This window comes from Amycolatopsis albidoflavus (assembly GCF_039525725.1).
GTDB classification, from domain to species: domain Bacteria; phylum Actinomycetota; class Actinomycetes; order Mycobacteriales; family Pseudonocardiaceae; genus Amycolatopsis; species Amycolatopsis albidoflava.
Map to the genome: position 1 here is coordinate 685,640 of NZ_BAAAHV010000005.1, position 12,599 is coordinate 698,238.

The following is a 12,599-nucleotide window of genomic DNA, read 5'->3' on the forward strand; positions in this document are numbered from 1 at the left end:
GAGATGTCCGAGTCCGACCTGCTGTGCCGAATGTTCCAAGCATGGCGGGACGACATCGACAGCGTGCCGTTCCCGCAGTTCAGGGAACTGACGATCCCGCTGCAGAAGACCCGCGCGGAGATCGACCTGGCGCGCCGGTCGGCCGCGCGCACGGCGACCCCCGTGCGGCGCGTCGACGGCGGCTGGTGACCGCGGGCGGTTGCCCGCTGCCGGAATCTCGCCTTATCCGGTGAAAAATTCCTTGAGGGACAACGCGATCGAACCCGCGTCGAGCCCGTGCACGAGATCGTGGTCGGCGAGCGTGCCGTAGATCCGCACCTCGGTGTCCCGGCGGGTGCCGAGGTTCAGCAGCCGGTGCGGCCGGTCGGCCAGCGCGTCGGCGACGCAATGCGCGGACGTTCCCTTGAGGTACGGCTCCACCAGCGCCACATCGGCGACGTCCGGCACCGCGGCGCGCAGTCCTTCGGCGTCGAACGGGCGCACGGTCGAGGTGTAGAGCACCGTCACATCCATGCCCTCGGTCGCTTCCAGCACCCGGTCCAGCATCGGGCCGACCGCGACGACCACGCCGCGCGTGCCCGTGCGGACCGTCTGCAGCCCGACGCCGAGGTGCGGCGCGGAATTCTCCTGCGCGGACAGGCGCAGATACGTCCGGCTGTCCCCCGGCACCGAATCGAGCAGCAGCCGCCGCGCCTCCTCGGGATGGCCGGGAACGTGCACGTACCAGCCGGGCAGGGAATCGATCAGCGCGACGTCGCCGGGAGCCTGATGCGTGCGGCCCTCCATCGGCATGTCGTAGGAGGCGCCGTAGGACACCAGCACCGCGCCGAGTTCCTGGTGGCTGAGGTCCAATTTGATCTGTTCGAACGCGCGCTCCACGAGGAACGCGTTGAAGGTGTGGACGATCGGCCGCAGTCCGGCGAGCGCGAGGCCGGCGCCGGTGCTCACGAGCAGCTGCTCGCGGATCCCGACGTTGATCACCCGGTCCGGATGCCGTCGCGCGGTCTCGGCGAGCGACGCGGCCGAGATGTCGGCGAGCACGACCGCCACGTCCGGGTCGGTGTTGACGATTTCTTCCGCGGTGGACAGGAAGGTGTCCCGCATGTTCGGCATCAGTGCCCGCCTTTCGGTTCCACGACGGCGACGACCGCGAGCGGCCGTCCGGGATGAGGGGTGGTGAACGCGTCGTACAGCGCTTCGTGATCGCGGCCGGACACGGTGCGCACGGCCCAGCCCTCGGTTTCGAAGCGGCGCGCGATGCCGCCAGGCCAGCCGTGGCTCGAGGACTGGTTGTCCACGACCACCGCGGTCAGCTTGTCGAGCCCGAGCCGCGCGGCGACGACGATCGCCTCGTGGTTGGAGCCCTCGTCGAGTTCGGCGTCGCCGATCAGCGTGACGATGCGCGAGCTGAACCGGCGGGCGCGCAGGCCGAGCGCGGTGCCGATGGCGATCGGCAGGCCGTGGCCGAGCGAGCCGCTGGAGATCTCGACGCCCGGCGCGCGGACGCGGTCGGGATGGTGGCCGAGCCGCGAGCGCGCCGAGCTCCAGTCGGCCAATTCGTCCTCGTCCAGCCAGCCTTTCGCGACGAGCACCGCGTAGTACGCCATCGGACCGTGCCCCTTGGACAGCAGGAACCGGTCGCGTCCGGGCTGGCGGGCGGTCTCCGGGCCGAGGCGGAGGACGCGGTCGAACAGCACCCACAGGACGTCCACTGTGGACTCCGCGGCCGCGTGGTGTTTGTCGTCGCCGGTCATCAGGGAGATCAGCCGGGGCAGGTCCGCGTAGCCCGGCTCGGATGTCGTCGTGGTCATGTCCCGACCATGCAACCTCGACCAAACTGAAGGTCAAGCGCTAACCTGAAGCAATGACGAGGTTGGCGGACAAGCTGAGCATCGGGCAGGTCGCGGAACGCAGCGGAGTCCCGCACACGGCGCTGCGGTTCTACGAGGAGCGCGGCCTGATCACGTCCGAGCGCTCGGCGGGCAACCAGCGCCGCTACTCGCGCTCGGTGCTGCGGCGGATCGCGTTCATCCGCGCGGCGCAGCGCGTCGGGCTGTCGCTGGAAGACATCAGCGCGGCGCTGGAGACGCTCCCCGCGGACCACGCGCCCACGAAGGCGGACTGGGCCCGGCTGTCGCGCGAATGGCAGACCGAACTCGACGCCCGGATCGACGCGCTGCAGCGGCTGCGGGACCGGCTGACCGGCTGCGTCGGCTGCGGATGCCTGTCGCTGCGCAGCTGCGGCCTATACAACGCGGACGACGAACTCGCCCGGTTCGGCCCCGGCGCCAGCAAGCTCCGCCCGGTTCTGGAGGGCGGCATCTGAATTCCGTTGCGCGCCAGGGCGTCGGTGTGGGTTACTGCGGGTCGAAATGAACGAGAAACATCGAACCCGGGTATCGAAACGGCTTTCCCGGCATTTGCGCCACGATCCCGCGGGCCTCGGCCTGACTCTCGCCCCCGGCGGCTGGGTCACGGTCGCCGAACTGCTCGCGGCGCTGGCCCGGCACCGCTTCCCGGTGAGCCGCGCGGAGCTGGACGAGGTCGTCGCGAACTGCGCGAAACAGCGGTTCGCCTTCGACGAGACGCGGACGCTGATCCGCGCCAGCCAAGGGCACAGCGTCAGCGTCGACCTGGAACTGTCCGACGCTGTGCCGCCGGAAATCCTCTTTCACGGCACGGCGACGCGGTTCCTGCCGTCGATCTGGGCGGAGGGGCTGCGGCCGATGAAACGGCACGCGGTGCATTTGTCGGCGACCCGCGAGACGGCGTGGAAAGTCGGTTCGCGGCACGGGAAACCGGTGGTGCTGACGGTCGCGGCCGGGGAGATGGCTGCGTGCGGGCATGCGTTTCAGGTGAGTGACAACGGCGTGTGGCTTACTTCGGCGGTTCCGGCGGAGTTTCTGGCTGAGTAGCGCATACTGAGTCCGTCGAGACGGAGGAGGTGGCTATGGCTGATTACACGATCGTCCAGTGCAGCGAAGGCCACTATTTCTCCACGATCTGGATTCCGTTCGTGTCGCTCAAGGCCATCCGGCTCGGTGACCGCCGGTTGCAGCGATGCCCGGTGTGCCGCCGTTTCCGCTCCGTCGTCCAGATTTCCGCGGACCAGTTGAGCGCCGAGGAACTACGTGCGGCCGAAGCGCTGAAGGACTCCCGGCTGCCGTAGTCCGCCGCGTTTCAGCCGGTTTCGGCCACGCGGCACAGGATTTCTCCGTGCGGGATCGAGAACCAGCCGTCCGGATCCGCCGCCCACTCCCGCCACGCGTCGGAGATCTCGCGGAGGTCTTCGGCGGACGCGTACCCGCCTGCCACGGCCTGTTCGGCGATCTTGGAGTCCAGGATCCGGTCCGCCCACATGCCGCCCCACCACGCCCGTTCCTCCGGCGTTGAATGGCACCAGATGGAGGCACTCGGCCGGACGTCAGGCGCGCCCGCAGCGTGCGCCCAGGCCAGCAGCCGCCGTCCGGCGTCCGGCTCGGAGCCGTTGCCGTGCGCGACCGCGCGGTAGACCTCCAGCCAGCGGTCCAGCCGCGAGTCCGCGGGCCACCAGAACGCCGCGGCGTAGTCGGTGTCGCGGGCGGCGACGACCCCGCCGGGCTTGGCCAGCGCCAGCATGTGCCGCAGCACTGCCACCGGTTCGGTCAGGTGCAGCAGCACCTGGTGGGCGTGCACGATGTCGAACCGGCCGACCGCCGGCGCCGCCGTGATGTCGGCGCGCTCGAACCGGACGTTGGAGACGCCTTCGCGCTGCGCGTGCGCCCGCGCTTGCTCAAGAACGGCTTCCGACAAATCGATGCCGAGCACCTCTCCAGGGGCTACTCGGCGGGCGATGTCCACCGTGATCGTCCCGGGACCGCAGCCGACGTCCAGCACGCTCCGCCCGGGAAGCAGTTCCGGTGCGAGGTAGGCCGCCGAATTGTCGACGGTGCGCCAATGCTGTGAACGTACAACGCTTTCCGCGTGCCCCTGCCCGTAGCTGCTTTCCGAAGGCATGCTTCGAGATTAGGAGCGTGTTCCCAAATACTGCAACAGCGTTCTCAGCATTCGAGAATTCTGGAGGTGCTCAGCAGACCCGGCGGCGAGGCCTGCCAAGCAGCCGCCTGCCGACCCGGACCAGTTCCCGGCGCAGGGTTTCGTCGTCCACCTCGGCCAGGTCCGGCGCCCCGCCCGCCATCGCGATGCCGGTGAACGCCACGATCGCCGTCACGCGGGCGGTCACGTCCAGCTCCGGCCCGCCGGCCACGATCGAGATCAGCGCCTGTTTGAACCCTTCGACGCCGTGCACCGATTTCGCCAGCGCCGCGTCGATGCCGGGGTCGCTGGAGAACAGCGCGACCAGCACCCGGTGCCGCACTACGAGATCGACGAAACCGTCCACCAGATGGTCCACCCGCGCGCCGTGCCGCGGATGCTTCGCGGCCTCGACGACGAGGTGGTCCAGCTCCCGGATGCCCGGCTCCGCGACCGCCTCGGTGATCTCCGACTTCGTCTTGAAGTGGTAGTACACCGCGGCCTTGGTGACGCCCAGCTCGTCGGCGATCATCTGCAGCGACGTGCCCTCCACGCCGTGCTCGGAGAACAGCCGCAGTGCGGTGGCGAGCAGCCTGGTGCGGGTGTCCGCGACCGGTTCGACGGTCGTCATCGCGCCCTCCTCCTCAAGCGGAGTGCGCAGCTCCGCAGCACATCATGATACTTGCCGAGCGACTAGTCCGAAACTTGCCGTGCGGCTAGTCACATCCTAGCCGATCGGCTTGGCAGCTCCTTGCCGAACGGCTAGCTTCGAAAGGGCGATTCCAGTGCGGAGAGCCCGCTTCGGGCGCGAACGGAGACGACTCGTGGCACCCTTCCTGTACCGGCTCGGCAGGCTGTCGTTCCGCCGCCGGGCCCTCGTGGCGGCGGTCTGGGCGCTTGTCCTCGTGGCGTTGGGCGCGGGCGCGCTCACGCTGTCGGGCAAGCTGTCGGATTCGGTGACCATTCCCGGCACCGAATCCCAGCAGGCGATCGACCGGCTCGCCGAGAACTTCCCGCAGGCCGCGGCCGGCGGCGGCACCGCGCGCGTCGCGATCGCCGCCCCGGACGGGCAGAAGATCACCGACCCGGCGGGCCAGGCGGCCGTCGAGGGCGTGGTGGGCAAGCTGAAGTCCGCGCCGAAGGTGGCCGGGGTCGTCGACCCGTTCCAGGCGAAGTCGGTTTCTCCGGACGGCCGGGTCGCGCTCGCGCAGGTGAGCTACCAGGCCAAGGGCTTCGAGCTCAGCGACGCCGACCGCCAGGCGCTGCTCGCCACCGGCGATCACGCGAAGCAGCTGGGATATCAGGTCGAGTACGGCGGCGACGCGGTGCAGGGCATCCCGGCGACCGGGGCCACCGAAGGGCTCGGTGTCGCGGTCGCGGCGGTCGTCCTGATCATCACTTTCGGTTCGCTGCTGGCCGCCGGGATTCCGTTGCTCACCGCGCTGATCGGGGTCGGCGTCGGGATGGCGGGCATCATGCTCGCCTCCGGTTCGATGGAGCTGAACTCCAACACTCCGGTGCTGGCGTTGATGATCGGGCTCGCGGTCGGCATCGACTACGCGCTCTTCATCGTTTCCCGGTATCGGCACGAACTGGCCGAGGGGCGCGAGCCCGAGGAAGCCGCCGGTCGAGCTGTCGGCACCGCCGGTTCCGCTGTGGTGTTCGCCGGGCTCACCGTGATCATCGCGCTGGCCGGGCTGACCGTGGTCGGCATTCCGTTCCTGGGCCAGATGGGCGTGGCCGCCGCAGCGACCGTCGTGGTCGCCGTGCTCATCGCGCTGACGCTGCTGCCCGCTGTGCTCGGCTTCGCCGGCGCTCGCGTCGGCAGCAACAAGATCCGGGTGCGCCGCCGCACCGAAGGCCCGACGCACGGCGAACGCTGGGCGCGTTTCGTTGCGCGGCACCGGGTTCCGGTCCTGCTGGCCGCGCTCGTCGGACTGGCCGTGGTCGCGATTCCCGCGCTGAGCATGCAGCTCGGCCTGCCCAACGACTCGACTGCTGCGCCGGACACCACCCAGCGCAAGGCGTACGACCTGGTCAGCAAGGGCTTCGGCGAGGGCGCGAACGGACCGCTGCTGGTCGTCGTCGACACCGGCCCGAACCACAATCCCGAGTCGCTGAAGCAGGCCGCCGCGGACATCGCCAAGCTGCCGGACGTCGCCGCGGTGACGCCGCCGAAGGTCAATCCCGCTGGGGACACCGCGGTGCTCACGGTGATCCCGAAGAGCGGCCCGAGCAGCACCCAGACCGAGGACCTCGTGTCGGCGATCCGCGCGCAATCCGGTCCGCTGCAAGAAAACACCGGCGGCAGCCTCGCGGTGACCGGCCAGACCGCGGCCAACATCGACGTCTCGCAGAAGCTGTCCGACGCGATGCTGCCCTACCTCGCGCTGATCGTCGGACTGGCGTTCCTGTTGCTGATGCTGGTGTTCCGGTCCGTCGTGGTGCCGCTGAAGGCGACGCTCGGGTTCCTCGGCTCGGTAGTCGCGACGTTCGGCGCGGTCGTCGCGGTGTTCCAGTGGGGCTGGCTCACCGACCTGCTCGGCGTCGCCTCGACCGGGCCGATCATGAGCATGCTGCCGATCCTGCTGATCGGCGTCCTGTTCGGGCTCGCGATGGACTACCAGGTGTTCCTGGTGACCCGGATGCGCGAGGAGCACGTGCACGGAGCCGAGCCGCAGGAAGCGATGGTGACCGGGTTCCGGCACGGGGCAAGGGTCGTCGTGGCGGCGGCGCTGATCATGATCTCGGTGTTCGCCGGGTTCGTGCTGGCCGAGTCGACGCTGATCCAGTCGATCGGGTTCGCGCTGGCCTTCGGCGTGCTGGTGGACGCGTTCGTGATCCGGATGACCATCGTGCCCGCGGTGATGTCTCTGCTCGGACGCGGTGCGTGGTGGCTGCCGAAGTGGCTGGACCGGATCCTGCCGAACGTCGACGTCGAGGGCGAGGGCCTGGTGCGCGAACTCGGCGCGCCCGGCGACGACGAACGCGAGCTGACGCGGGTCTGACCTTCTGCCGGATTTTTGTCGGTGGTGGTTCGTACCCTGGTTTCATGATCGAAGACACGGTGCGGACTTGGGTAGCGGGATGGGCGTTGTCGCGGCAGACACCACCGCCGGTCGAGAAGCCATGGGGGCTTTTCGTCGAGGTCCCGGACAATCCCGCGGAGGTCGGCAGGCACGTCCTGCCGGTGGCTGAGGAATCGCTGGTCCGCGCCGCCGCGGGCGCGGTCAGCGCACCTCGGACGTGGCTGAAAACGCCCGCCGAACCCGAGACGCTCGAGCCGTGGATGCCGGAGGGCTGGATCGTCGCCTGGCAGGACACCGGCCATCTGATGGCGACGGATCTGCTGGCGACGAACCCGGTCGCGCCGGAGGGCTACACCGTGACGGCGGAGACCAGCGGAGCCGTCACGTTCCTCCGGGTGCTGGACGCGTCGGGCGAGCAGGCGGCGAAGGGCCAGATGGCGAAGGTCGGCGACGCGGTGATCGTGGACCGGGTGGCGACCGAGGAGGCCCACCAGCGACGCGGACTGGGCGGTTTCGTGATGCGCACACTGGCCGATCGCGCGGTGGCGGACGGTGCGGTGCTCGGCGTTCTCGGGGCCACCGATGCCGGGCGGGCGTTGTACGAGACGTTGGGGTGGAAGAAGCACGCGACGTTGGCGGAGTGCATTTATCAGCCGTTGGAATCGTAGGTCGGTGGGGGCTCGCGGTCGTTAGGGGGAAGCTGGGGTTGGTTCGCGGGGAGGGCGCGCGTTAGTGGCGGCGAAGGCCCGCGTCTCGTGCGGAGAGGCACGGGTTCATCGCAGGGCAGGCCCCGCGTTAGACGCGGAAAGGCACGCATTCATCGCAAGGCAGGCGCCGTGTCACGTGCGGAGAGGCACGCGTTCATCGCAAGGCAGGCGCCGTGTTGGGCGCGGAAAGGCACGCACTCATCGCAAGGCGGGCCTCGCGTTAGACGCGGAAAGGCACGCGTTCATCGCAAGGCGGGCCCCGCGTTAGACGCGGAGAGACACGCGTTCATCGCAAGACAGGCCCCGCGTCAGGCGCGGAAAGGCACGCGTTTGTTGCGTGCGGGGCCTGTGTCACGTGCGCACAGCCGCACGTCGTCGCGGGGTCCGCGTCAGGAGAGGAGAGCCGCACGTTCGCGGCGTGTGCGGGGCCTGCGTCAGAGGCGGAGAGTCGCACGTTCGCGGCGGGAAGAACCCACAGCAGGTGCGAAGACGCGCATTAGTCGCGGGAAGGCCCGCGTGAGGTGCAGGGGGTGTGCGTTAGTCGTGGGGAGGCGAGCGTCAGATGCGGAGCCGTCCCCGTCAGTCGCGGAGAAGCGCGGGGCAGCTGCGAGAAGGTCCGGCCCAGTCAGCTGACGAGCCAGGCGATGGCCCCGCCGATCGCCAGCACCGCCGCGATGCCCAGCACCACGGCGAAGAACTTCGCGGTCTTCCACAGCGAGTAGACCCCGCCGGCCAGGAAGCCGCCGAGGGCCAGCAGCAGGACCGCGATCAGCTCTTTGCTCACAGGGGTTAGCGTGCCACATGGCCTTCACCGTGACGGTACTGGGCAGTGCGACACCGTACCCCCGCCCGGACGCCCCGTGTTCCGGGTACCTGGTGCGCCACGAGGACACCGCGATCTGGCTCGACGCCGGGCCCGGCACCCTCGCTGCCCTGCAGGAACACGTCTCGCCGGCGGAGCTGGACGCGATCTGGATCTCGCATCTGCACGCGGACCACGTCGCGGATCTGTTACCGGCGGTGTACGCGCTGTTGTTCGCCGATCTGCGGCTGCGACGCCCGATCCCGCTCTACGGCCCGCCGGGGACCGCGGCGCGGATCTCCGCGTTTCTCAGCAACACCGGCCGCGCGCCGATCGAGGAGGCGTTCGCTGTGCGGGAGCTGCATGACGGGCGCCGGACCCGGGTCGGCGGCCTGCAGTTGGAGACGGTGGCCGTGTCGCACGGGTTCCCGGCGTTCGGGGTGCGGATCACTGACGGGGAGCGGACTTTCGCGTACTCCGGGGATACCGGACCGTGCGAGGCGCTGTCGACGTTAGCCGAGGGGACGGATCTGTTCCTGTGCGAAGCGGACAGCATCGAGCCGTCCGCGGAACACCTGACTCCGGCGGAAGCAGGCCGCGCGGCCGCCGGAGCCGCACGACTGGTGCTCACGCATCTCGGCCACACGATCACCCCACGCGACGCGGTTCGTCTTGCCGCCGAACACTTTCCCGGTCCGGTCGCCTACGCCGCGCCGCGCACAGTGTTCCGCGTATGAGCCGGTAGGCACATCGCTGGACGGAGCCCCGCCCGCAGATCGATCCGTCGCTGCCCACAACACACTCGCGACAGCCTCGCGCCCGCCAGAAACACAGGCACAATACCCGCACACCTGTGTCACGCTCACCCCGCGCGACGCGGTTCGTCCTGCGGCCAAACACTTTCCCGGTCCGGTCGCCTACGCCGCGCACGGTGCCCGCGTGAGCCGTTAAAGCACGCCCTTCGTGGACGGAATCCCGCCCGCCCGCGGGTCCGGCTCCGTAGCCGCCCGCAACGCGCGTGCCACCGCCTTGTACTCCGCTTCCGCGATGTGGTGCGGGTCGCGGCCGTGGATCACGCGCACGTGCAGGGCGATCTGCGCGTGGAACGCCAGCGAGTCGAACACGTGCCGGGTCAGGACGAAGGGGTAGTTGTTGCCGATGGTGAACGTGTTGTACTCCTCCGGCTCCCCCACGTGCACGCAGTACGGGCGGCCGGAGACGTCGATCGCGGCGTGGGCGAGCGTTTCGTCCATCGGGATCCACGCGTCGCCGAATCGGCGGATTCCGCTTTTGTCGCCCAGGGCCTGGCGCAGTGCCTGGCCGAGCACGATCGCGGTGTCCTCGACGGTGTGGTGGGCGTCGATGTGGACGTCGCCGGTCGCTTCGACCTTCAGGTCCAGCGAGCCGTGCACGCCGAACGCGGTGAGCATGTGGTCGTAGAACGGCACGCCGGTGGCGATGTCCACCTGGCCGGTCCCGTCGAGGTCCAGCTGGACCAGGATGGACGATTCCTTGGTGGTGCGCTCGATCTTTCCGACGCGGCTCATCGCTTGATTTCCTTACTCGCCTCGAGGAAGGCGTCGTTCTCCTCCGGGGTGCCGACGGTCACCCGCAGGTGGCCTTCGATGCCCACGTCCCGGATCAGCACGCCGTGGTCCAAATAGGACTGCCAGCTGGCCGGCGCGTCGCTGAACTGTCCGAAAAGGACGAAGTTGGCATCGCTCGGCACCGGGGTGAAACCCAAGCCCAGCAAGGCTTCCACGACGCGGTCGCGTTCGGCGGAGAGCCGGTGCACCGACGCGAGGGTGGCGTCGGCGTGCCGGAGGGCGGCTCGGGCGGCCGCCTGGGTGACCTTGGAAAGGTGGTACGGCAGGCGGACCAGCTGCAGGGCGTCCACCATGGCCGGCGCGGCGGCGAGGTAGCCGAGGCGGCCGCCGGCGAAGGCGAACGCCTTGCTCATCGTGCGCGACACGATCAGCTTCGCCGGGTACTCCGAGATCAGCTCGATCGCGCTGGCCTGCGAAGAAAACTCCGCGTACGCCTCGTCCACCACGACGATCCCCGGAGCCGCGTCGAGCACGCCGCGCAGCTGGTCCAGCGGGATCGACCCGCCGGTCGGGTTGTTCGGGCTGGTCACGAAGACGATGTCCGGCTTGCGTTCGGCGACCGCCTTGGCGGCCTGCTCGGTGTCGAGCGAGAAGTCCGCGCGGCGCGGCACCGGCAGCCAGTCCGTGCGCGTGCCGGTCGCGATGATCGGGTGCATCGAGTACGACGGCTCGAAGCCCAGCGCGGTGCGGCCGGGACCGCCGAAGGCCTGCAGGATCTGCTGCAGGATCTCGTTCGACCCGTTCGCCGCCCACACGTTGGACTCGGACAGCACCACTCGCGTGGACACCGTCAGGTAGTCCGCCAGATCGGTGCGCAGCGCCACCGCGTCGCGGTCCGGGTACCGGTGCAGCGAAGCGGCTTCGGCGCGGACGGCCTCGGCGACGTCGTCGACCAGCTCGGGCGGCGGCGGGTACGGGTTTTCGTTGGTGTTGAGCCGGATCGGGACGTCCAGCTGCGGCGCGCCGTACGGGGTGCGGCCCCGCAGGTCGTCGCGCAGCGGGAGTTCGGCGAGGGTGACCTCGCCGCCGGGGATGGCTTCGTTCATCGGCCGTCTCCTTCGAAACGTGCGGTGACGGCTTCGCCGTGGGCGGGCAGGTCTTCGGCGTCGGCGAGGGCGACGACACGGGGGGCGACCTCGCGCAGGGCGTCCTCGGAGTAGTCCACGACGTGGATCCCCTTCAGGAAGCTCTGCACCGACAGGCCCGAGGAGTGCCGCGCGAACCCGCCGGTGGGCAGCACGTGGTTCGAGCCCGCGCAGTAGTCGCCCAGCGAAACCGGGGCGTACGCGCCGACGAAGATCGCGCCGGCGTTGCGCACCCGGGCGGCGACTTCGCGCGCGTTCGCGGTCTGGATTTCCAGGTGCTCGGCGGCATACGCGTCCACCACGCGCAGGCCGTCGTCCACAGTGGACACCAGGATGATGCCGGACTGCTTGCCGCCCAGCGCCTGTCCGACGCGCTCGGAGTGCTTCGTCGCGGCGACGCGGGTGACGAGTTCGCGGTCGACCGCGTCGGCCAGCTCCTCCGAGGTGGTCACCAGGACGCTCGCGGCCAGCGGGTCGTGCTCGGCCTGGCTGATCAGGTCGGCGGCGACGTGCGCCGGGTCGGCCGTCTCGTCGGCGAGGATCGCGATCTCGGTGGGACCGGCCTCGGAGTCGATGCCGATCACGCCGCGGACCAAGCGCTTGGCCGCGGTGAGGTAGATGTTGCCCGGCCCGGTCACGATGTCGACCGGGGCCAGCTCGGCGCCGTCGGTGTCGACGCCGCCGTACGCGACCAGCGCGACCGCCTGCGCGCCGCCGACCGCCCAGACCTCGTCCACGCCGAGCAGCGCGGCCGCGGCCAGGATCGTCGGGTGCGGCCGTCCGCCGAACGCGGCCTGCGGCGGCGAGCACACGACCAGCGAGCGCACGCCGGCCAGCTGAGCCGGGACGACGTTCATCACCACGGTCGACGGGTACACCGCCAGCCCGCCCGGCGCGTACAGGCCGACGCGATCGACCGGCACCCAGCGCTCGGTGACCGTGCCGCCGGGGACGACCTGCGTCGTGACGTCCTGGCGGCGCTGGTCCGAGTGCACCTTCCGGGCGCGCTTGATGGACTCCTCCAGCGCGGCGCGGACCTGCGGGTCCAGCTCGGACAGTGCCTTGGCCAGCTCCTCGGCGGGCACCCGGACCGTCTCCGGGCGCACCTTGTCGAACCGCTCGGTGAACTCGAGAACCGCCTCGACCCCGCGATCCCGCACGGCCTCGACCACCGGCCGGACATGATGCAGCGCCGCGTCCACGTCGTACTCGGCGCGCGGAAGCGCGGCACGGAGCTCGGCAGCGGAGGGGACCTGCCCGCGCAGGTCGGTGCGGTTCAACATGGACACCAGGGTACGAGGTGGCCCGCGCGCTCCCGGCAGGGATACTCGGTGTCGACCCGCTGTCCCCGGACC

15 protein-coding genes are annotated in these 12,599 nt (G+C 70.1%); 7 read left to right on the forward strand and 8 right to left on the reverse strand.

Annotation, left to right across the window (positions count from 1 at the left end):
• Positions 1–3: 3 nt before the first annotated feature.
• Entirely contained in the window at positions 4–189 is a 186-nt protein-coding gene (locus ABD156_RS07680) for a hypothetical protein (protein ID WP_344268139.1), read from the forward strand.
• Between the two features lie 33 nt (positions 190–222).
• On the opposite strand, the gene ABD156_RS07685 is transcribed toward ABD156_RS07680, so the two are convergent.
• The gene (locus tag ABD156_RS07685) at positions 223–1,113 is read right to left on the reverse strand and encodes a transketolase family protein (RefSeq protein ID WP_344268141.1); all 891 of its coding nucleotides are present in this window, start codon (positions 1,111–1,113) and stop codon (positions 223–225) included.
• Entirely contained in the window at positions 1,113–1,811 is a 699-nt protein-coding gene (locus ABD156_RS07690; RefSeq protein ID WP_344268143.1) for a thiamine pyrophosphate-dependent enzyme, read from the reverse strand. The genes ABD156_RS07685 and ABD156_RS07690 overlap by 1 nt, the downstream gene beginning before the upstream one ends.
• Positions 1,812–1,864: 53 nt before the next feature.
• Between ABD156_RS07690 and soxR the strand changes: the two genes are divergently transcribed.
• The 3 genes from soxR to ABD156_RS07705 are packed head-to-tail and all read left to right on the forward strand — an operon-like array spanning position 1,865 to position 3,169.
• A complete protein-coding gene (gene soxR, locus ABD156_RS07695) occupies positions 1,865–2,326 on the forward strand; it encodes a redox-sensitive transcriptional activator SoxR (RefSeq protein ID WP_344268145.1) in 462 nt (153 codons plus the stop codon).
• Positions 2,327–2,372: 46 nt separating this feature from the next.
• Positions 2,373–2,915, forward strand: coding sequence for an RNA 2'-phosphotransferase (locus ABD156_RS07700; RefSeq protein ID WP_344268147.1), 543 nt, complete (start codon positions 2,373–2,375; stop codon positions 2,913–2,915).
• A gap of 35 nt (positions 2,916–2,950) precedes the next feature.
• On the forward strand, positions 2,951–3,169 hold the full coding sequence (locus ABD156_RS07705; protein ID WP_344268149.1) for a hypothetical protein: 219 nt from the start codon (positions 2,951–2,953) through the stop codon (positions 3,167–3,169).
• An 11-nt stretch (positions 3,170–3,180) separates the two neighbouring features.
• On the opposite strand, the gene ABD156_RS07710 is transcribed toward ABD156_RS07705, so the two are convergent.
• Both ABD156_RS07710 and ABD156_RS07715 read right to left on the reverse strand, forming a co-directional pair.
• The gene (locus ABD156_RS07710) at positions 3,181–3,996 is read right to left on the reverse strand and encodes a class I SAM-dependent methyltransferase (RefSeq protein ID WP_344268151.1); all 816 of its coding nucleotides are present in this window, start codon (positions 3,994–3,996) and stop codon (positions 3,181–3,183) included.
• Between the two features lie 70 nt (positions 3,997–4,066).
• Positions 4,067–4,645, reverse strand: a complete 579-nt coding sequence (locus ABD156_RS07715; RefSeq protein WP_344268153.1) for a TetR/AcrR family transcriptional regulator — start codon at positions 4,643–4,645, stop codon at positions 4,067–4,069.
• A 193-nt stretch (positions 4,646–4,838) separates the two neighbouring features.
• Here ABD156_RS07715 and ABD156_RS07720 point away from each other — a divergent pair, with 193 nt between their 5' ends.
• Positions 4,839–7,022 (forward strand): MMPL family transporter, encoded by a 2,184-nt coding sequence (locus ABD156_RS07720; RefSeq protein WP_344268155.1) that lies wholly within the window; start codon positions 4,839–4,841, stop codon positions 7,020–7,022.
• Positions 7,023–7,066: 44 nt separating this feature from the next.
• Positions 7,067–7,711 carry a GNAT family N-acetyltransferase gene (locus tag ABD156_RS07725; RefSeq protein ID WP_344268157.1) on the forward strand — a complete coding sequence of 215 codons (645 nt, stop codon included), beginning with the start codon at positions 7,067–7,069 and terminating at the stop codon, positions 7,709–7,711.
• Between the two features lie 664 nt (positions 7,712–8,375).
• Here ABD156_RS07725 and ABD156_RS07730 read toward each other — a convergent pair.
• Positions 8,376–8,534, reverse strand: coding sequence for a hypothetical protein (locus ABD156_RS07730; RefSeq protein ID WP_162836028.1), 159 nt, complete (start codon positions 8,532–8,534; stop codon positions 8,376–8,378).
• Positions 8,535–8,551: 17 nt separating this feature from the next.
• On the opposite strand from ABD156_RS07730, the gene ABD156_RS07735 reads away from it, so the two are divergent.
• A complete protein-coding gene (locus tag ABD156_RS07735; protein ID WP_344268162.1) occupies positions 8,552–9,289 on the forward strand; it encodes an MBL fold metallo-hydrolase in 738 nt (245 codons plus the stop codon).
• A 210-nt stretch (positions 9,290–9,499) separates the two neighbouring features.
• Here ABD156_RS07735 and hisB read toward each other — a convergent pair whose 3' ends face one another.
• The 3 genes from hisB to hisD are packed head-to-tail and all read right to left on the reverse strand — an operon-like array spanning position 9,500 to position 12,527.
• Complete coding sequence (hisB, locus tag ABD156_RS07740; protein WP_344268165.1) at positions 9,500–10,099, reverse strand: imidazoleglycerol-phosphate dehydratase HisB; 600 nt, start codon at positions 10,097–10,099, stop codon at positions 9,500–9,502.
• Complete coding sequence (locus ABD156_RS07745) at positions 10,096–11,205, reverse strand: histidinol-phosphate transaminase (protein ID WP_344268168.1); 1,110 nt, start codon at positions 11,203–11,205, stop codon at positions 10,096–10,098. Before ABD156_RS07745 ends, hisB begins: the two co-directional genes overlap by 4 nt.
• Positions 11,202–12,527, reverse strand: coding sequence for a histidinol dehydrogenase (gene hisD, locus ABD156_RS07750; protein WP_344268171.1), 1,326 nt, complete (start codon positions 12,525–12,527; stop codon positions 11,202–11,204). Before hisD ends, ABD156_RS07745 begins: the two co-directional genes overlap by 4 nt.
• Positions 12,528–12,599: the final 72 nt, after the last annotated feature.

What these genes read in the sequence shown, in the direction of transcription:
- ABD156_RS07680 (WP_344268139.1), top strand. Translation starts at nt 4, where the DNA reads ATGTCCGAGTCCGACCTGCTGTGCCGAATGTTCCAAGCATGGCGGGAC.
- ABD156_RS07685 (WP_344268141.1), bottom strand. Translation starts at nt 1,113, where the DNA reads ATGCCGAACATGCGGGACACCTTCCTGTCCACCGCGGAAGAAATCGTC.
- ABD156_RS07690 (WP_344268143.1), bottom strand. Translation starts at nt 1,811, where the DNA reads ATGACCACGACGACATCCGAGCCGGGCTACGCGGACCTGCCCCGGCTG.
- soxR (WP_344268145.1), top strand. Translation starts at nt 1,865, where the DNA reads ATGACGAGGTTGGCGGACAAGCTGAGCATCGGGCAGGTCGCGGAACGC.
- ABD156_RS07700 (WP_344268147.1), top strand. Translation starts at nt 2,373, where the DNA reads ATGAACGAGAAACATCGAACCCGGGTATCGAAACGGCTTTCCCGGCAT.
- ABD156_RS07705 (WP_344268149.1), top strand. Translation starts at nt 2,951, where the DNA reads ATGGCTGATTACACGATCGTCCAGTGCAGCGAAGGCCACTATTTCTCC.
- ABD156_RS07710 (WP_344268151.1), bottom strand. Translation starts at nt 3,996, where the DNA reads ATGCCTTCGGAAAGCAGCTACGGGCAGGGGCACGCGGAAAGCGTTGTA.
- ABD156_RS07715 (WP_344268153.1), bottom strand. Translation starts at nt 4,645, where the DNA reads ATGACGACCGTCGAACCGGTCGCGGACACCCGCACCAGGCTGCTCGCC.
- ABD156_RS07725 (WP_344268157.1), top strand. Translation starts at nt 7,067, where the DNA reads ATGATCGAAGACACGGTGCGGACTTGGGTAGCGGGATGGGCGTTGTCG.
- ABD156_RS07735 (WP_344268162.1), top strand. Translation starts at nt 8,552, where the DNA reads ATGGCCTTCACCGTGACGGTACTGGGCAGTGCGACACCGTACCCCCGC.
- hisB (WP_344268165.1), bottom strand. Translation starts at nt 10,099, where the DNA reads ATGAGCCGCGTCGGAAAGATCGAGCGCACCACCAAGGAATCGTCCATC.
- ABD156_RS07745 (WP_344268168.1), bottom strand. Translation starts at nt 11,205, where the DNA reads ATGAACGAAGCCATCCCCGGCGGCGAGGTCACCCTCGCCGAACTCCCG.
- hisD (WP_344268171.1), bottom strand. Translation starts at nt 12,527, where the DNA reads ATGTTGAACCGCACCGACCTGCGCGGGCAGGTCCCCTCCGCTGCCGAG.